This is a genomic window from Sphingobacterium sp. BIGb0116, from assembly GCF_024808035.1.
Lineage (GTDB): Bacteria > Bacteroidota > Bacteroidia > Sphingobacteriales > Sphingobacteriaceae > Sphingobacterium > Sphingobacterium paramultivorum.
In genome coordinates this window covers 1-19539 of record NZ_JANUDT010000009.1, presented here as the reverse complement: position 1 = coordinate 19539, position 19539 = coordinate 1, and the positions used below count along the sequence as shown (strand labels likewise).

15 protein-coding genes and 1 rRNA gene are annotated in these 19539 nt (G+C 38.9%); 8 read left to right on the top strand and 8 right to left on the bottom strand.

The genetic code is table 11. The features are described from left to right. The first annotated feature begins 9 nt into the window (after positions 1 to 9). A complete protein-coding gene (gene ispG / locus M2419_RS19845; RefSeq protein WP_182330771.1) occupies positions 10 to 2019 on the top strand; it encodes a (E)-4-hydroxy-3-methylbut-2-enyl-diphosphate synthase in 2010 nt (669 codons plus the stop codon). Between the two features lie 116 nt (positions 2020 to 2135). On the opposite strand, the gene M2419_RS19840 is transcribed toward ispG, so the two are convergent. After that, positions 2136 to 2570, bottom strand: coding sequence for a T9SS type A sorting domain-containing protein (locus tag M2419_RS19840; RefSeq protein ID WP_153847285.1), 435 nt, complete (start codon positions 2568 to 2570; stop codon positions 2136 to 2138). A 259-nt stretch (positions 2571 to 2829) separates the two neighbouring features. Between M2419_RS19840 and M2419_RS19835 the strand changes: the two genes are divergently transcribed. Both M2419_RS19835 and rlmF read left to right on the top strand, forming a co-directional pair. Beyond that, positions 2830 to 4776, top strand: a complete 1947-nt coding sequence (locus M2419_RS19835) for a KUP/HAK/KT family potassium transporter (protein WP_153847286.1) — start codon at positions 2830 to 2832, stop codon at positions 4774 to 4776. Between the two features lie 77 nt (positions 4777 to 4853). Further along, positions 4854 to 5765, top strand: a complete 912-nt coding sequence (gene rlmF, locus M2419_RS19830) for a 23S rRNA (adenine(1618)-N(6))-methyltransferase RlmF (protein ID WP_153847287.1) — start codon at positions 4854 to 4856, stop codon at positions 5763 to 5765. An 88-nt stretch (positions 5766 to 5853) separates the two neighbouring features. On the opposite strand, the gene M2419_RS19825 is transcribed toward rlmF, so the two are convergent. Both M2419_RS19825 and M2419_RS19820 read right to left on the bottom strand, forming a co-directional pair. After that, positions 5854 to 7548, bottom strand: a complete 1695-nt coding sequence (locus tag M2419_RS19825; RefSeq protein WP_153847288.1) for an amino acid permease — start codon at positions 7546 to 7548, stop codon at positions 5854 to 5856. 80 nt (positions 7549 to 7628) lie between these two features. After that, positions 7629 to 8312 carry a hypothetical protein gene (locus M2419_RS19820; protein ID WP_153847289.1) on the bottom strand — a complete coding sequence of 228 codons (684 nt, stop codon included), beginning with the start codon at positions 8310 to 8312 and terminating at the stop codon, positions 7629 to 7631. Between the two features lie 103 nt (positions 8313 to 8415). Here M2419_RS19820 and tyrS point away from each other — a divergent pair, with 103 nt between their 5' ends. Next, positions 8416 to 9699: a tyrosine--tRNA ligase gene (gene tyrS, locus M2419_RS19815; protein WP_182330770.1), complete on the top strand. Its 1284-nt coding sequence runs from the start codon at positions 8416 to 8418 to the stop codon at positions 9697 to 9699. A 121-nt stretch (positions 9700 to 9820) separates the two neighbouring features. Here tyrS and M2419_RS19810 read toward each other — a convergent pair whose 3' ends face one another. Continuing rightward, positions 9821 to 10330 (bottom strand): GNAT family N-acetyltransferase, encoded by a 510-nt coding sequence (locus tag M2419_RS19810; protein WP_120333207.1) that lies wholly within the window; start codon positions 10328 to 10330, stop codon positions 9821 to 9823. A 272-nt stretch (positions 10331 to 10602) separates the two neighbouring features. On the opposite strand from M2419_RS19810, the gene M2419_RS19805 reads away from it, so the two are divergent. Beyond that, positions 10603 to 13338, top strand: a complete 2736-nt coding sequence (locus M2419_RS19805) for a DNA translocase FtsK (RefSeq protein WP_153847291.1) — start codon at positions 10603 to 10605, stop codon at positions 13336 to 13338. Position 13339: 1 nt separating this feature from the next. After that, positions 13340 to 13993, top strand: coding sequence for an outer membrane lipoprotein carrier protein LolA (locus tag M2419_RS19800; RefSeq protein WP_153847292.1), 654 nt, complete (start codon positions 13340 to 13342; stop codon positions 13991 to 13993). 110 nt (positions 13994 to 14103) lie between these two features. Here M2419_RS19800 and M2419_RS19795 read toward each other — a convergent pair whose 3' ends face one another. Further along, on the bottom strand, positions 14104 to 14916 hold the full coding sequence (locus M2419_RS19795; RefSeq protein WP_153847293.1) for a lytic transglycosylase domain-containing protein: 813 nt from the start codon (positions 14914 to 14916) through the stop codon (positions 14104 to 14106). Between the two features lie 242 nt (positions 14917 to 15158). Between M2419_RS19795 and M2419_RS19790 the strand changes: the two genes are divergently transcribed. Further along, complete coding sequence (locus tag M2419_RS19790; protein ID WP_159731098.1) at positions 15159 to 16850, top strand: pseudouridine synthase; 1692 nt, start codon at positions 15159 to 15161, stop codon at positions 16848 to 16850. 94 nt (positions 16851 to 16944) lie between these two features. Next, complete coding sequence (locus M2419_RS19785; RefSeq protein WP_159731096.1) at positions 16945 to 17412, top strand: nucleoside triphosphate pyrophosphohydrolase family protein; 468 nt, start codon at positions 16945 to 16947, stop codon at positions 17410 to 17412. A 150-nt stretch (positions 17413 to 17562) separates the two neighbouring features. On the opposite strand, the gene M2419_RS19780 is transcribed toward M2419_RS19785, so the two are convergent. The 3 genes from M2419_RS19780 to rrf form a co-directional block, all read right to left on the bottom strand. Then, positions 17563 to 18504, bottom strand: coding sequence for a TIGR01212 family radical SAM protein (locus M2419_RS19780; protein ID WP_120333202.1), 942 nt, complete (start codon positions 18502 to 18504; stop codon positions 17563 to 17565). Positions 18505 to 18520: 16 nt separating this feature from the next. Continuing rightward, on the bottom strand, positions 18521 to 19312 hold the full coding sequence (locus tag M2419_RS19775; protein WP_159731094.1) for a hypothetical protein: 792 nt from the start codon (positions 19310 to 19312) through the stop codon (positions 18521 to 18523). Positions 19313 to 19451: 139 nt separating this feature from the next. Beyond that, positions 19452 to 19539: ribosomal RNA gene (gene rrf / locus M2419_RS19770) — 5S ribosomal RNA — on the bottom strand; the annotation flags it as partial.

The window sequence follows — 19539 nt, the reverse complement described above, 5'->3', positions numbered from 1 at the left end:
GTGTTAGATATGGACACAAGTAATATGTTGACATTACCTGGAATCTATTGCAATTCCAAGGTAGATTATTCGAGATGGAAAACGAGGGAAATTCAGATCGGTGATATTCCCATGGGTGGCGATAATCCCATTCGTATTCAAAGTATGACTACAGTAGATACAATGGATACGATGGGCTCGGTTGAGCAGACCATTCGAATGGTTGAGGCGGGCTGCGAATACGTTCGTATTACCGCTCCTAGTATTAAAGAAGCACAAAATTTAGCTAACATAAAAAGTGAACTTCGCAGAAGAGGCTATAAGGTCCCTTTAGTTGCTGATATTCATTTTACACCAAATGCTGCCGAGGTTGCCGCTCGTATCGTCGAGAAAGTAAGAGTCAATCCTGGTAACTATGCAGACAAGAAAAAGTTTGATCAGCTATCTTATACCGATGCTGAATACAAGCGTGAGTTAGAGCGCATCTATCAAAAATTCACTCCGCTCGTAAATATCTGCAAAGAAAATGGTACCGCCATGCGTATTGGTACCAACCACGGCTCACTGTCGGACAGGATCATGAGTCATTACGGCGACACCCCCGAAGGAATGGTCGAATCTGCCATGGAGTTTATCCGGATGTGTGAAGATCTGAATTTCTACAATCTCTGTATCTCAATGAAATCATCCAACCCACAGGTCATGGTCAAAGCCTACCGATTGCTGGTCGAAAAAATGGTTTCCGAAAACATGAACTATCCCCTACATCTCGGTGTAACCGAAGCTGGAGACGGTGAAGATGGTCGTGTAAAATCTGCCGTTGGTATCGGAACACTTTTGGAAGATGGACTGGGTGATACTGTACGTGTATCGTTAACCGAAGAGCCTGAACGGGAAGCTCCAGTCGCTATAGCACTTGTCAATAGATATAGTAAAAGAAAGGCAAACATCGAGAGTCAACCCAAACAAGAGATTGTTCAGCTCTCTCCAGAGACGCCGCATATTCCTTATGCCAGCCAAGAAGTAAATACCTTCATCGGTGGTTCTTTGGTACCACGAATTGTGGTCGACATTTCTAAGGAAAATCTGAAAGACGCTCAGATCCTTTCCAAAGTTGGCTATCGCTATGATATCCTATTAGATAAATACCACATGGGTGAGCAGTCTGTAGACTTTGTCTATCTCGCAGACAATTTGCCATCCTTTACTATGCCGGCAAATCTGAAGCAAGTATATAACTATAACACCTGGTCAAAACTTACCGATCAAACTAATATTCATCCCCTCTTTACCTTAGACGAATTCGTAAAGTCGGACAACAAGGATAAAGTCCTGAATATGGTCAAAATCTGTAATTCAGATTTGTTAACCTCACTGTTTGAATCTTTACAGCTTGACAAAACTGTCGTATTTATAGTAGAAACCGATTATTTGCACGGTATGGCAGATCAAAGACAGTTCTTTCGAAATCTACAGGAAATCGGTATCGATAATCCGGTCATTATCAAACGTTCTTATTTGGAAGAAGATTTCTCAGGACCCATTGGTGATTTTATGAATCCCGAAGAACCTATTTCAAAAATACAGCTGTACGCCTCTACAGATCTAGGAGCATTATTAATCGATGGTTTGGGTTCAGGAATTTGGATTGACTCTCCGGCAACAGCATTGGAGAACATCGCTTCGCTTTCTTTCGGAATTCTACAAGCAACACGATCCAGAATATCCAAGACAGAATATATTTCCTGCCCAAGTTGTGGCAGAACTTTATTTGATCTCCAAGAAACCACGCAGATGATCCGAAGCCGCACCAATCACTTAAAAGGCTTAAAAATTGGTATCATGGGCTGTATCGTTAATGGCCCTGGAGAAATGGCGGACGCTGACTATGGTTATGTTGGGGCGGGACCTGATAAGGTGACACTATATAGAGGTCAGCAGATCGTTAAGAAAAATGTAAGTTCCGCACATGCCTTAGACGAATTGATCAAGATCATTCAAGATGATGGACTGTGGATCGAAGAAATACAACAAGACTAGAATGAACAAATGAAGCTTTACATAAAACAGCAAAGGGAATCAAATGATTCCCTTTGCTGTTTTATGTATACGAATGAACTTACATTATATCTTACCTTCTTATCGAACAGACCTCTTTATCGAACAGAAAATCTTTTCACCACAGTTTCTGAACCAGCGACTACTCGTACAAAATAAAACCCTGTCGTTAATTTTCCTCCATGCTCAAAGGAAAGATTTTGAATTCCTGAGTCTAGGTTGCCATTCATTAACTGGAGAATCTCATTGCCCAATGCATCCATTACTTTAATAGAGACACTTGACGATTTTGCCAATTTGAAAGAAAGATTTATTTGTTCCGCAATCGGATTATAGAAAACCTTCACATTATTGATAAGTTTCTCTGTGTCCTTGATGTTATTGTCTTCCCCGAATGCCTCACTGCCGTCCCAAATATGTTGCGAAATAGTATGGTCATAAGGAGACTTTGCATACACCCGACTCACCCCGCTGCACAATGTCAGTGCGGATAAAAGTGTTAAACAAGCTGCTTTAAGTAGATTTCTCCCCATAGTGTTAAATTAGACTTCAAATACTGGTTACGGTTTAATCAAATATAACGCTAACTATTTGAATTATCAACAACAAAGTTAGTATTTTGTTTAAAAGTTTTTCACCAAATAGATTCATTATAAGTTTCTTTTAACAAATTTTAACAGCTCTTGCGCATGTCAAAGTAAATGCTAAAATTTGGCGCAGGAAATGTACCTACTTAAAGTACAGGCAAAAAGTATATTTTTGCAGTATATTTTGAAATAAAATAATTGATAAATGGCAGACAACAGTCATCACAACAGTATCAATAAGGTGAGTTTCGCCGGATTATTGATCAGTTTAGGAATCGTTTTTGGAGATATCGGAACTTCTCCATTGTATGTTTTCAAAGCAATCATGGGACAAGGAGCCATTCAAAAAGACTTAGTTTTGGGCGGACTATCCTGTGTTTTTTGGACACTGACCCTCCAGACAACAGTAAAGTATGTTTGGATCACACTCCGGGCGGACAATAAAGGTGAAGGTGGTATCCTATCCCTTTATTCATTGGTACGCAAGCGTGCCCCTTGGTTAATTTTTCCAGCGATGATTGGTGCGGCGACCTTATTAGCAGACGGAATGATCACCCCTGCCATCACAATATCCTCGGCTATTGAAGGTTTGGATCTCAAATTCCCAGGATTACCTACAGTACCTATTGTAGTTACGATTATCTCCTTATTGTTTATTATTCAACGATTTGGAACATCTGTAGTAGGAAAGGTTTTCGGTCCATTAATGACCATCTGGTTCTCTATCATCGGTATTATTGGTTTATCCCATCTACACCTCGCACCGGAAGTGATGAAAGCGATCAACCCCTACTATGCTTTCCATATTTTAATTACCTATCCACATTCGCTATTATTGATCGGAGCTGTATTTCTATGTACTACCGGAGCTGAAGCATTGTATTCGGATATGGGACACTGTGGTAAAAACAATATCCGCATCAGCTGGATCTACGTAAAAATCACACTTATACTAAATTATTTCGGACAAGGAGCCTGGTTATTAACACAGGAAGGACGTGTCCTAGGGGGTGAAAATCCGTTCTATTCAATCATGCCCGATTGGTTTATCGGTTACGGTATCGCTATCGCGACGATTGCGGCGGTCATCGCCAGCCAAGCCATGATATCCGGATCTTATACCCTAATTTCGGAAGCAGTACGTTTGAATATATGGCCTAAAGTCGCTATCCGCTACCCCAGCGAGCATAAAGGACAGTTGTATGTACCATCCATCAATTTAATTTTATGGGTCGGCTGTATGATCGTCATCTGGGTTTTTGAAGAATCAAGCCGAATGGATGCAGCCTATGGTCTTGCGATCAACTTAACGGTATTGATGACCACGATCCTAATGGGATATTTCCTCGCCATGAAAAAAGTCAACCGTGTACTTATTGCGGTATTTTTGGTCGCTTATTTTGTTATTGAACTAACTTTCTTAATAGGAAATGGTGTCAAAATAGCCCATGGTGGTTGGTTAACCCTTATGCTTGCAACTGCGTTATTTGGAACAATGTATTGCTGGTATACGGCGCGAAAAATTAAAAATCGTTTCGTTAATTTCATCAATATCAATAAATACTACCCAATTATCTCCGAATTGAGTGAGGACAAATCGGTTCCCCCATATGCATCACATTTGGTATATCTGACAAGTGCAAATTTCAAATCCGAGATAGAGGCTAAAATTATTTATTCAATTATTAATAAAAAACCAAAGCGTGCGGATGTATATTGGCTAGTCCACGTTGATGTGATGGATCATCCACATACAAAAGAGTATTCGATCGATCAGCTTATCCCGGGTAAGTTAATACGGGTTGATTTTAAACTTGGCTTTAGAGAAGAACAGCGCATCAGCCTGCTGTTCAGAAAAGTAGTTGAGGAAATGGTAAAAAAAGGTGAAATTGATATTACCAGTCAATACGACACCTTACGTAAACACAATATTCCAGGTGACTTTAAGTTTGTTGTTTTGGAAAAAGTACTCTCCAAAACCAACCAAATGACATGGATAGAAAAGGTAATTATGGACATCTATGGTTACCTCAAAAAAATGAGTCTGTCCGAAGAAAAAGGTTTCGGTTTAGATTCCAGCTTTGTTACAATTGAGCGGGTTCCACTCAATTTTCCACAGACTTCAGAGGTCCATCTCATACGGAAAGATTAATACTCCTCAAGGTGATGCTCAAGCATCACCTTTTTTATTCAATAGAATTGCATTACTTTTGTTGCAAATAATACATCATGGCAGACGCTAATCCAAAAAAGAAATTACACCCTAGAAATAGACATCTCGATAACTACAATTTTGAAGAATTGAGCAAAGTCGAACCTTCGCTCAAAGATTTTGTTATAGAAAATGCTTATAAAGTAAAATCCATCGATTTTAACAATCCCGATGCTGTTAAAACGTTAAACAAGGCGCTTCTAAAAAAATATTACCACATTCAACACTGGGATATTCCCAAAGAGAATCTTTGCCCCCCTATTCCGGGCCGAGCAGATTATATTCATTATATCGCAGACGTGCTTGCAAGGGATAATAATGGTGAGATTCCAAAAGGTGGAAATATCCATATACTCGATATCGGTGTTGGTGCAAATTGTATCTACCCCATTATCGGGCATCAGGAGTATGGATGGAGCTTTGTAGGATCTGAAATTATCAAGAGCGCATACAAAAATGCAATCGAGATAACGCGGACAAATATGAGCTTAAAAAAGAGCATACAAATCCGTCTACAAAATAACCCGAAAGCCATATTCAAAGATATTATTCTGCCAGGTGAGAAATATGATGTGGTGATCTGTAATCCTCCATTTTTTAGCTCTCAAACCGAGGCTTTACAGCAGTCCATCCGTAAGACCACAGGCATTAAAGAAGCTAAAATAGACGAAAAACCTGTAACACAAGCATTTTCTGGACAAGGAAGCGAGTTGTGGTGTGATGGTGGTGAAAAAGCTTTCTTGTCACGCATGATCTTTGAAAGTCAATTTCACAAAGATCAAGTAAAATGGTTCACAACATTAGTTGCCCACCGCGAAGACATTCGCTTTCTACAACACAAACTAAAGAAAATAAATGTAAAAGAGACCGAGGTGATCCGCATGGAACAAGGCAATAAGGTAAGCCGAATCCTTTTATGGAGATTCTAATACGTCCCTGATATTCAAAGAAAAGGAGCTATCTTTTATCAGATAGCTCCTTTTCTTTGATCCATTATTGTACGACGCTTCTCGTATACTATACTTGCGCCTGTTTATTTAACTTTGAATGTTTATAGCCATACATAAAATATACAGCCAATCCAATTACGAGCCAGATCACAAATATTATCCAGTTACTTGCCCCTAATTCCGTCATCAAATACAGATTGATCAGGATACCAACGACAGGCAATAGCGAAAAGTTCATTTTAAAGCTATAAATACTCAATCCAAGCCAGGTTAACCAAAATATAATGACCAACATTTTATGTTCTATAATTTCAAGGATGGAAAGCGATTTCCACTCTTGTATCGTCTCTTGCCCATAGATAAAAATGAACACAATAGCGATCAGTAGTCCCGCACCAACTAAATATTTACCGTTGATGTAAGGAACTTTAAATTTGGATTTTGCAGATAAGCCCGAATAATCCATATACAATACACCTGCACAAACAAGGATGAAGGCAAAAAAGGTACCCACGCTCGTTAGATCCACAAAGAAGTCCATTTTAAAAAATAACGAAGGGATAGCAACCACCAAACCCGTTATAATAGTCGCAAAAGAAGGTGTTTTATATTTTGGGTGGATCGTCGCGAATTTTTTCCACAACAAACCGTCCCGACTCATAGTCATCCAAATTCTTGGTTGAGCCAATTGATACACCAGCAAGGCACTGGTAATGGCAATCACAGAGGTCACCGATATAATTCCGGCCATATGGTCAAAGCCTACATATTTAAAAACAAAAGCAAGTGGATCTTTTACATTTAATTCTGTATAGTTTACCATACCTGTCAATACCAAAGTAATGGCAACATATAGTACAGTACAAATCAACAAACAATAGATCATTGCCTTAGGCAGATCGCGCTGCGGATTTTTACATTCCTCAGCAGTCGTCGAAATTGAATCGAATCCAATAAACGCGAAGAAAACTGCGGCCACACTTCCGAGTACGCCTTTGAGACCATTCGGTGCAAAAGGGGTCCAATTTTCTGGTTTAATGAAAAATATACCTCCAAAAATTACAGCCAGGATAATAGCTACCTTAATCATCACCATGACCATACTGGCTTTCTGGGACTCTTTGATTCCGATGTAAACCAACCAAGTGACCAAAAATGTAATAACACCGGCTGGTAAATCGAAAATAATAGGTAGACCTCCAATTCGTGGAGCACTATTAAAAGCATCCAGACCATGTTGGTCGATTGCGGTAAGGGCAGCCGCGCCATGTTGGTTCATCTTGTCTACAGCATCATAAGCGTAGCCTGGTGCCATGGATAACCAAGCCGGTATATGCAGACCAAAGCCCTCCAACATGGAAACAAAATACTGCGACCAGGAAATGGCAATAACCGTATTGGAAACAGCATACTCTAAGACCAATGCCCAACCTATAATCCATGCAAACAACTCACCAAAGGCTACATAAGCATACGTATACGCCGACCCTGAAACAGGAACTGTACTGGCAAATTGAGCATAGGCCAATGCTGTAAAAACACAGGCAAAAGCCGTAAAAACGAAGAGAAGTGAGACTGCTGGCCCACCTTCATAACTCGCCAATCCAATTGTGCTAAAGATTCCGGCCCCTACAATAGCGGCGATACCCAACGAAACCAGATCTGTTACCCCCAATACCTTTGCAAGGCCCGTTCCACCCTCTTTTTGAGAGTCATGCAGAATCTGATCAACACTTTTCTTCCGAAAAAGTCTATGTGACATGTAAATTTAGTTTTTGATACTTAAAATTATGCGAAAATAAATATTTTCAAGGTCTTATACTATTGGTATTTTCTGATAGACTAATTAAAGTCCACCAGCTCATATTGAATATACTGGTAAATTTCCTGATAATCGGTCATCTGCGTATATAAATAGGAAATCAGCTGTTCTGTCAGAAGCTGTCTTTGCTCCACTGAAACTTCAAATTGCCACAATCGCTTACAAATATTAAAAAGTGCACCTGCAATTTTTTCCACCTGTGCATAGTCATAAATATACTCCCACTCAATGAACTGATGATAGAACTTTTCAAACTTAGGAATATCATTCAGTTGATTAATTTTCAAAAACTTCCGAACAGCGTCTTCATTGACATGCATTAGTGCAGCGTAGAATTTATCGATGGAGACCGCTTTATTTTGTGTTAGGATATGATCCAGCAATAGCTCCAACGCGATATGGGCCATAAAGGAGGGCCGGATAGGCAGCCCCGCTAAACTAGACTGTATTTTTAGTTTCAGTTGATGTGTATGACGAAAAAAATAAGGTGAATTGTGAAACAGTCGATCTACCTCGATATGACGGTTCCAACCTATATACAATTGCTCGAGTAAAGGGTTGTCCAAAAGCTCATCTTCATACTGACGTGGTTTTAGCATAAAGGATTTATCAGCATTTTTTAATAGATCGGGTAACAATCCACCCACAATACGCTCGGGATTGGTTGCAAACCGCTCAAAATAGAAATGTGATAAAAAATTCATACCAGCTTATTAGCGTGTGCTTTTATATGGAATTATTCGCTCAATATACGCTTAATCTCCTATCTTTGCATCTTGTAAATTAAAAAATTAAATCCATTTAACAATGAGCTTTGTAGAAGAATTACGTTGGAGAGGCATGTTGCAAGATATTATGCCAGGCACTGAAGACTTACTGAATAAAGAAAAAGTCGCTGGTTATATCGGCTTTGATCCCACAGGCGACTCTCTACACGTAGGACACTTGACGCAGATCATGACTTTGATTCACTTCCAAAATGCAGGCCACAAACCAGTTGCCCTGGTTGGAGGAGCGACAGGAATGATCGGAGACCCTTCTTTCAAATCTGCAGAGCGTAACTTGCTGGACGAAGCTACCTTACAGCATAATGTAGCTTGTCTGAAAAAACAGTTAGGCAAATTTCTTGAATTTGGAGAAGGTGAAAATGACGCCCAAATGGTTAATAATTACGACTGGTTCAAAGATTTTAAATTTTTGGATTTTATTCGTGATATCGGTAAAATGATTACCGTTAACTATATGATGTCAAAAGATTCGGTAAAAAAACGTCTGGAAGGCGACAATGGTCTTTCATTTACAGAGTTTACCTATCAATTGATTCAAGGATATGACTTCTACTACCTTTGGAAGCACCATAACTGTAAAGTTCAAATGGGTGGGTCCGACCAATGGGGTAACATTGTAACAGGAAGTGAAATGATTCGTCGCCAAGATCAGGGAACGGCCTATGCAATCACCACGCAATTAATCAAAAAAGCCGATGGTCAGAAATTTGGAAAAACCGAATCTGGTGCCGTATGGTTAGATCCAAAGAAAACCTCTCCGTATAAATATTACCAATTTTGGTTGAATACGTCAGATGATGATGCTAAAAACTGGATCAAAATTTTCACGCTCAAACCTCAGAACGAAATAAAGTCTATTATTGCAGAACATGATGCAGCGCCACACTTACGTTTAGTTCAAAAAGCACTGGCAAAAGATATCACCATTCGTACCCACTCCGAAGAAGCATACGAAACTGCGATCAAAACTTCTGAATTTCTTTTTGGTAATGGTTCTTTAGAATTTTTGAACAACTTAGACCACGAGGCTGTTTTAGAGGTATTTGAAGGCATCCCTCAGTTTCAGGTCGCTAAAGCAGACCTTGCAGCAGGCATCAATATTCTTGATTTACTGGCTGTTCAGACACAAGTATTCCCTTCCAAAGGTGAAGCCCGCAAAATGCTTCAGGGCGGCGGAGTTTCTATCAACCGAGAAAAAGCAACTGATATAGAAGAGTCAGTTACGGAAAATCACCTTGTAAACAATAAATATATTGTTGCACAACGCGGTAAAAAGAATTACTACCTGATTATCGTAGATTAATGATCAGCAATATCCTGATTTAATAATCCATAAGTATAAAAAAGTCCCTTTTGATTTAATCAAAAGGGACTTTTTTATGCAATCCAAAGCTATTCTTGCACCGCTAAAAAATTCGGTCCGGTTATTTTAATAGTTTTTCAAATGCCTTACGCGATGCTCCTCTAAAATGTACCTCCCCACAATATTGATACCCCAGCTTTTCGAACACATGCAACATTCCTCCATTGTCAAAATTAGTATCCACCTTAATACTATAAACCCCATGATCAACCGCGATCTTCTCCACCCCAGACATGATTCCCGTTCCCACACCTTTCATATGCGGATCCTGCGCCGAAGCCAATCGGTGTATACCGACATAAGGACCATCACTTAACCATTTTCCGTCAATATCATTATAAGCAGGTTCGACATCAAAAATAATAGCAACATAACCTACAATCCTATGCTCCACTTCAACGACATGCCCGTAGCCCTTATCAATATCCGACTGCACAACATCTTCATTCGGATAACCATCTTGCCATTGTCGGCTCCCTTGTTCTTTCCTGAGGGCAATTGCTTGTTGTATAATTTCCCAAATCCGTCCTTTATCAGCCAATGTAGCTTTTCGTATTTCAAACTTGTTCATCCTATCTGTTATTTTTATTCGTAAAACTACATATTTTACAGCAACTCCAAAGAATACACCAAAACAGCAATCTGTATAGATATGCACATTCTTTGATCAAACCTATTTGCAGGGCATAGTATTTGCTAGTCATTATAGCTATCAAGCTTTTTAGCTACATCTAAATTTATTCATTCATAAAAAACGACAAACTTAAAATAATAGGCCATCAGCATCTTTAAAATACTATCAAAATAACTAAGTTTGTAAGCAGTATAATTGTGAGCTTTTCAATGTCAAACAAAGGAAATACATTTAGGCAGACAGGGAATTCGGTTTCCGGCAAACGTGCCCCTCAAAAGGAATCAACAACATTTAAAAAAGAAAAAAGTCAAAAAAACAGTGTACCAAGAGATTATTCCGATGCACAGCAGAAGGCTGTCAAGATATTAGGGATTTTATTGATCTTGCTTTCATTGGCATTTGCTACAGCTTTCGTCTCCTACCTATTCACTTGGGAAGACGATCAAAGTTATATCGCAAAAACCAATGGCGGATGGTCGACATTATTCAGATCTACAGAAGAAATTCATGATGAAGCTGTTGATCTACCCGTTGTCGATAATAAACTAGGGAAATTTGGCGCATTACTTGCCAACCAATTCATGTACGAATGGTTTGGCGTCGCATCTTTTCTTTTTATCCCGGTATTATTCATTTTAGGATATCGCTTGTTGTTCAAGAAATCATTGCTTCCATTATACCGTACTGTAGTCTATTCTTTTGTTGCAATCGTTTTTATCTCGGTAACATTAGGCTTCCTCCATGGATTTATGGCCGATACACCGCATATGCTTGAGGGGAAATTTGGTTTTTGGACTAATAAATTACTGGAAGCACAAGTTGGCATTGTCGGCGTAGGCTGTATATTGGCTTTTGCCTACCTGACAACATTAATCTTACTTTACAACCTCGATTTTAAATTTGTCCTATTCAGTAACAGAAAATCCAAGTCATTCTCCGAAGATTTGGACGAAGAGGATGAGGATGAATACGCTCCACACAATCTAAGAAACAAAATTCATATTGAAGATGATTCCATCCAATCTGTACGGGAATCTATTCAACGGCCAACATCAATCAATGAGCGATTTCAATCTGCTCGTGAAAAAGATTTACAGGAAGAACTTCAGCGCCCTGCCTTTACACATCACCCCGTACCTGAAGTACAAATTGATCCGAAAGACAAAGTGGTGCTCTCATTCGACGACAGTCCGCTGGAACGAACAGATAATACGCCTTCAATCAGTTTTACAATTGATCAGCCGAATGAAGAATTTGGAGCGGAAGACTTACCGCTAATCCGGGAATATCAAGCACCGAAAATCGAAGCAGAACCTCAACAAGAGCTAGAAGCTGCCATTGAACCCGATGCAGTACCTGGTCTGGTGGTTGAAGATATCAAAGAGGAAAAAGAAATCACTGCTAGTGACCTTGTGGCCCAATTCGGACAATATGACCCAAAATTGGACCTTTCTGGCTACCAACATCCGACATTGGATTTATTGAAGGACTATGGTGGTGGTAAAATTACCATCAATCAACAGGAACTCGAAGCGAACAAAAACAGGATTGTTGATACACTAAGAAACTATAGCATCGAGATCGAAAGTATCAAAGCAACTATAGGTCCAACGGTAACTTTGTATGAAATTATACCAAAACCAGGTGTACGGATTTCAAAAATCAAAAATCTGGAAGATGACATTGCCTTAAGTCTTGCGGCATTGGGTATACGTATTATTGCACCTATGCCAGGAAAGGGAACGATCGGTATTGAGGTGCCAAACTCCAGTCCGGAAATGGTATCCATGCGATCTGTACTTGCTACGGAGAAGTTTCAGAAAACAGACATGGATCTCCCAATTGCTTTAGGTAAAACGATTTCTAATGAAGTCTATATTGCCGATTTAGCTAAAATGCCTCACCTTCTAGTTGCAGGGGCTACCGGACAAGGTAAATCAGTAGGTATCAACGCCATTCTGACCTCCTTACTGTATAAAAAGCATCCGGCCGAACTAAAATTTGTCCTTGTTGACCCTAAGAAGGTGGAACTTTCTCTATTCAAAAAAGTAGAGCGCCACTTCCTCGCAAAATTGCCTGACGACGGAGATGCAATTATCACCGATACGAAGAAGGTAATCAACACCTTAAATTCTCTGTGTATAGAAATGGATCAACGTTATGATTTGTTAAAAAATGCGCAGGTACGGAATTTAAAGGAATATAATGCAAAATTTATCAATCGCAGATTAAACCCTGAGGAGGGTCATCGATTCTTACCATATATCGTTCTTATTGTTGATGAGTTTGCCGACTTAATGATGACAGCAGGAAAAGAGGTCGAAACACCGATTGCACGATTGGCACAATTGGCCCGCGCGGTAGGGATTCACTTGGTTATTGCAACCCAACGTCCTTCTGTCAATATCATTACCGGTACAATCAAGGCCAACTTCCCTGCACGTCTTGCATTCCGTGTATTATCGAAAGTCGATTCACGGACCATTCTAGATACAGGCGGGGCAGATCAGTTGATCGGTCGAGGTGACATGCTTCTAGCGACTGGAAGTGATTTGATACGTATTCAGTGTGCTTTTGTTGATACTCCAGAGGTTGAACAAATTTCCGACTATATCGGTGCACAACGAGGCTACCCCTCGGCATTTATGCTTCCGGAATACGTAGACGAAAACGGAGATGGTTCTGGTAGTGTGGATTTTGATCCCAAAGACCGCGATCAGTTGTTCGAAGAAGCTGCCCGATTGATTGTCATGCATCAGCAAGGCTCTACTTCATTAATCCAACGTAAATTAAAATTGGGTTATAACAGAGCAGGACGAATCATCGATCAATTGGAAGCTGCTGGAATTGTAGGTCCATTTGAAGGAAGTAAGGCCCGCGAGGTACTTTATCCAGATGAGTATTCATTAGAACAATTTTTGGAGACGTTAAGAAAGGACAACTAAGATGAAAAAACAATTGTGGTTTATGGTAGGTTTGCTAATTATTGCATACAGCCAAAACAGTTATGCACAAAATGATGCCGCTGCTAAAGCATTACTGACGAAAGTAAGCCAAAAGTACAGTGCATACAAAACAATACAGGCCAACTTCTCATTAGATATTAAACAAGCTAATGGTGGCTCACATACTGACGCTGGAACAATATACCTGGACAAGAGTAACAACAAGTACCAGGTCAATACCAAAAATCAAGTATTGATATCGGATTCCAAGACACAGTGGAATATCATGAAAACAGAAAAGGAAGTTGAAATCTCAGAAGCAAGCAATTCGACCAACGAGATCAATCCAACAAACATATTCAGCTTCTACACCAGCGGTTTTAAATATACCTTGACCAATACTGAAAAGGTAAAGGGGCTTACGCTAAGTGTCGTTGAATTAAGTCCGCTCGATAGCAAAAAAAACTATTCAAAGATAAAGCTACGTATCAATAAGGCAAGCAACCTGATCTATGACACGACCGTTTTTGATAAAAGTGGTAATCGCTATACCTATACATTAGCTTCGCAAGAGGGCAATAAGGGCTTTTCAGCTAATCTATTCGCATTCAACAAAAATGATTACAAAGGTTTTGAAATCGTCGATTTAAGATAAAAATCTACCGACGCTATAACACTGATTAAACGCAGTACCATAAAAAAGGCTTTCCAGTATTGGAAAGCCTTTTTTATGGTACTTTAATCGTTATTGTACTTTGCGCAATTTTATAGCATATTAGGTTCTTTATCCAACGTCTCGCTTTCTTTGTTTGCATAACGCGAATAACCATGCTTTTGCGGATGTTCGATAATTTCCTTCATAGAAACAAGTTTGTAAACATACGAACCCGTTTCATTATTCAATTTCAATGCAAAATAGTCGTCCTTTTTTTGTCTTCTTATAGAACCTCTTAAACTACCATCACCGACATTATATGCTGCAGCTACCAAGGTCCAGTTTCCAAATTGGGCATACAGGTATTTCAGGTATCTGGCAGCAGCATGTGTAGATTTGACAAGATCTTTCCGGTCATCTACTGTACTATTGACTTTCAATCCATACAATCGCGCTGTTGCCGGCATAAACTGCCAATAACCACCAGCTCCCTTAGATGAAACAACAGCTTTACTAAGCCCGCTTTCCACTAAGGGGATATACTTAAAATCTTCCGGAATACCATGTGATTTAAGGATCTTTGCAATCATAGGCAAATAGGTCTCTGCCTTTTTGTGCATATCGTATGATCCTGTTTTTTTAAACGAGAATCGATTGAAAAATTTGCGCAATTTACTTTCCACAAGCGGACGATCCATCGGTAATGAATCTTCGGCAAATGTCAATGAATTCATATAAGATTCAAACGAATTGCTTTTTTCTTTTTTTTCTTCTTCGTCCCCATGATGAGCGGGAACTACTACGAGCTTCGGTTCAACGATCTTATCGCCGTTTGAAGCGTTGTTGTGTGGGGTTGAGTATAATTTTGACAGCAATAAAGCAAACAAAATCAAACTACTACATAAAACTTTCTTTCTTATCATTCACTCCCTTAATGCTATCCTATCCACGACTCTAATCGATCAAAAAATAGCTTGGTTCAAATTCAAGGGTACAAAGGTAAACACTATTTATTTAAAAAACAAATAGTTACAATACAGACAATTTAAAGCGGCTTTTTTAGCGTAAAAACGCAGTAAATTCAAGAAAAGACAAAAAGATAAGGATTTTTTCGCAAAACCCAAAATTATACCTAACTTTGTGGTTCACATTTTAGCAAAACACAATGCCATTCAGCAATAAAAGGAACAGTCGTGATGACAACTCCAGAAAGTCACGAGGCAACTCAGATAGCTTCAAATCTAGAGGCGATAATAATAATAGTTTCGGAAAAAAATCATATGGGTCAAATGACCAATCTGAAAGAGGCTCTTTCAGAAAAGATGATAATCGTGAGAACAGATCATTCGGATCTAAAAAATTCTCAGACAAACCTCCCTTCCGAGGAGAGAACAATTCCTTTCGTTCAAAAGATAATTCAGAAAAATCCTTTGGTAGAGGAAGCCGTTCATTTGATAAAAATGATTCTTCAAGATCTTTTGACAAAAAAGATTCCTTCAATAAATTTGATAGATCAGAACGTTCTTTTGACAAAAAAGATAACTTCAAACGTTCCGATAGAAATGACTCTTCAAGATCTTTTGACCGTTCAGAACGTTCTTTTGATAAAAGAGATAGTTTCAAACGTTCAGATAGAAATGACTCTTCAAGATCTTTTGACCGTTCAGAGCGTTCTTTTGACAAAAAAGATAACTTCAAACGTTCAGATAGAAATGACTCTTCAAGATCTTTTGACCGTTCAGAGCGTTCTTTCGATAAAAAGGATAACTTCAAACGTACAGATAGAAATGATTCCACAAGATCTTTTGACCGTTCAGAGCGTTCTTTCGATAAAAAGGATAACTTCAAACGTACAGACAGAAATGATTCCACAAGATCTTTTGACCGTTCAGAACGTTCTTTCGATAAAAAAGATAATTTCAAACGTTCAGACAGAAGTGATTCTCCAAGATCTTTTGATAGATCAGAACGTTCTTCCGATAAAAAAGATAGCTTCAAACGTTCAGACAGAAATGACTCTTCAAGACCTTCTAACAGAAAGTTTGATGGCGAAAGAAGTAGAAATTTTGATGACAACAAAAACTTTGGTGATAAACAATATATTAAACGTCCAAAGAAAAAAGCAGAGGATGCAGAGGATGACGGCTTAGTTCGTTTAAATCGTTACATCGCCAATGCTGGTATTTGTTCAAGACGTAAAGCTGATGAGCTTATCACTGCTGGTGTCATTTGGGTAAATGGAGAACCTGTTACAGAATTGGGTACTAAGGTAGATCCTGCAACAGATGAAATCCGTTACAATAACGAACGATTAAAACGTGAAAAAAATGTTTATGTTTTGTTAAACAAACCAAAAGATTATATCACGACTACAGATGATCCTCAGGAGCGTCATACCGTAATGGAACTAGTTTCTAAAGCGACAAAAGAAAGAATCTATCCTGTTGGTCGTCTTGACAGAAACACAACGGGGCTACTTTTAATGACAAATGATGGTAGTCTTGCTGAAAAACTTTCACACCCGCGCAACAGCATCAGCAAAATCTATAATGTCGAGTTAAACAAAAGCCTTACACAAGGCGATTTTAACAAAATCAACTTTGGTATCGAATTAGAAGATGGTGTAATCAAACCCGATGACTTGAGCTATGTCCAAGGTGGATCAAAACGTGAAGTTGGCATCCAAATCCACTCGGGAAAAAATCGTATCGTACGTCGTATTTTTGAGTCACTAGGATATGAAGTCGTTAAATTGGACCGCGTGGTTTATGCAAACCTAACGAAAAAAGATCTTCCACGTGGCCGTTGGAGATATTTAGAGGAGCGTGAAATCGTGCAATTAAAGCACCTGATTTAATCGCTTAAGAAGATAAATAAAAATAAAGGACGGTCATTCAGTTAACCGTCCTTTATTTTTTATATTTGCTCTTTCAAATAAAACAACAAAGAATATGACTGATCCGAAAACACTTTCATCCGTTGCGGAATTCCATAAAACATTCCAACATCCAATCCTAGACACCCCTACTATTCCATCTGAACAAAGATGTGCCTTACGGGTATCATTGATCGCTGAGGAATTAAAAGAATTAGAAGAAGCCATCCAGGATAAGGATTTGGTAGAGATTGCAGACGCACTATGTGACATTCAATATGTACTTGCTGGAGCGGTATTAGAATTTGGTTTAAAAGATAAATTCTCCGCTCTTTTTGATGAAGTTCAACGTTCCAATATGAGCAAGGCATGTAAAGACGAAGCAGAAGCCATCGCTACACAGGAGCACTATAAATTAAAAGGTGTAGAATCCTATTATAAAGAAGTTGATGGCAAATTTCTGGTATTCAGAACAGCCGACAATAAAACGTTAAAATCTATCAATTATTCTCCAGCCGATCTAAAAACGATTATTGAAGGCTAAATAAAAGATGGTGATCGTACGCTATTTTTTGCAGGTAAACAGCAAAGGCTTCTTTAGAGAAGCCTTTGCTGTTTTTATAGGGCGAAATATATTCATTAAACGCGATAGCATACAATGATCTATCAAAAGAGTAGAAAATATTAGGGGCGACTAAAAAAGACTTCCCTGCACGACCTGACGCGCTTCCAATCCCTTATCGATGTATGTTTGAATACCTGATTTCGGTAAGCCCCAGTTCGGGGCAATTAACAATTCTTTATCTGCAATCCCGAAAATACGTTGAATGATCAGATCAGGACGCAATCGAGGAATAAACTTCGCTAAGAACTCGGTGTAACCTTCCATCGAAAAAAGTTCAAAGGGCTCACGTTTGAACTTAACCCCCATAATAGATCCCTCTACAATATGTAGGTGATGCAACTTCACAAATTTAATCTGTGGAAACCGGTTGATTTCATCTGCATATTTCAACATCATTTCTTCAGATTCCCATGGGAAGCCAAAGATTGTATGCACACAAAGCTCCAAAGGGGTATCTTTCAGCATATCCATGGCCTGAACAAATTCGTCGTGAGAACAGCCTCTATTGATCTGCTCCAATGTATCGTTGTAGATAGATTCCATACCCATTTCCAAATCCACATCGTAACGATCTGTATAAGACTCCAACAATGCAATCTTTTCAAAATCCAAACAATCAGGACGTGTGCCAACAGAAAGCCCCAAAGTATTTTCAGGATCAATACTTAAGGCCTCATCATACATCATTTTCAGTAGATGAGTCGGCGCATATGTATTTGTATTTGGTTGGAAATAAATAATAAACTTCTCGGCGCCATAGCTATTACGTGCTCTTTCAATACCCGATTCCACCTGCTCCCGTATCGAAGGAATTTTCCGGGCAGTATCCGGTGTAAAAGAATCTACATTACAGTAAGTACAACCACCATAACCCTTACTACCATCACGATTGGGACAAGTAAAATTACCATCCACAATCACTTTAAACACTTTCTGTCCGTTATACTTTTGCTTTAAATAAGCCCCGTAATGATTATACGGTTTAATTCCGTTGTCCAATAATGTACCCATTGCGCTGCAAAGTTACTCAATAAAAATCATATGTGACCATTACTTTCTCAGGATCAAATGTTAAACTGATATGGCCATCACGAAAATCTTCCCAAGATAATTTATACGAACTATCCTTAACTGTTTTCTCCAAATCGAAGTAATTTCTTTTAATGGCTAAATTGGGGGAATTATCATAATAAGTAGGTAAACCGTAATAGAATACGAAAAATTGTTCAAATTCTTTAAATGACAAATAGCTATAAAACCTATTCCTATTTCTTGAAACTAATATCTCAATTTTTTTTAGTCTGCCATTTGTATAAAAATAATCAAGTGTTTTATAATACAGTGCATTCAACCATTTACCGCCAATAAATTGGATATGACCAGGATCGATGACGACCATTGTATCCCTACTCCCTGTATATGTCCCCAATTCCCCTATAGAAGATCTTTCCCCAAGATTAATGATATACTGGCGAGCTATATTGGTCGATCTACCATCTTTATTTGCCGGTATCCACTTTGATATGGATGAAAATTTTTGATTCATTTCTTCAGTCTTATCTACATGGCCAAAATTGCTAGAAACAACTCTGACAGTGCTATCCTTACTAACCTCGAATCCCACATGTCCTTCATCATTAAGCATATTCTTATCACGTTTCCATTTTTCATTTAACTGCCTATAAAAATCAACAATACCTATCTTGGGGGTTGGAAGATAGTTTTCGTAAGAAACAAAAATGTAATCCTGTCCGTCTTGGCAAATACCTGATCTCAAATTAAACAAGAGAAGGCAGACGATGATCAAACAATTTCTCATATGGCCAGTAAGTAATATTTACAGCAATATACAAAAAACCTAGATACGGGAGTTCTAGAACAGGCGAGATGCTGCTTCACATGGAAGTATTTAAACGAAAGAAGCCCTTGACTGTTTCCAGCAAGGGCTTCTGTGTAAAAAAAGGCACCGACCTACTCTCCCACCTGTTACGGCAATACCATCGGCTCTGGCGGGCTTGACTGCTCTGTTCGGAATGGGAAGAGGTA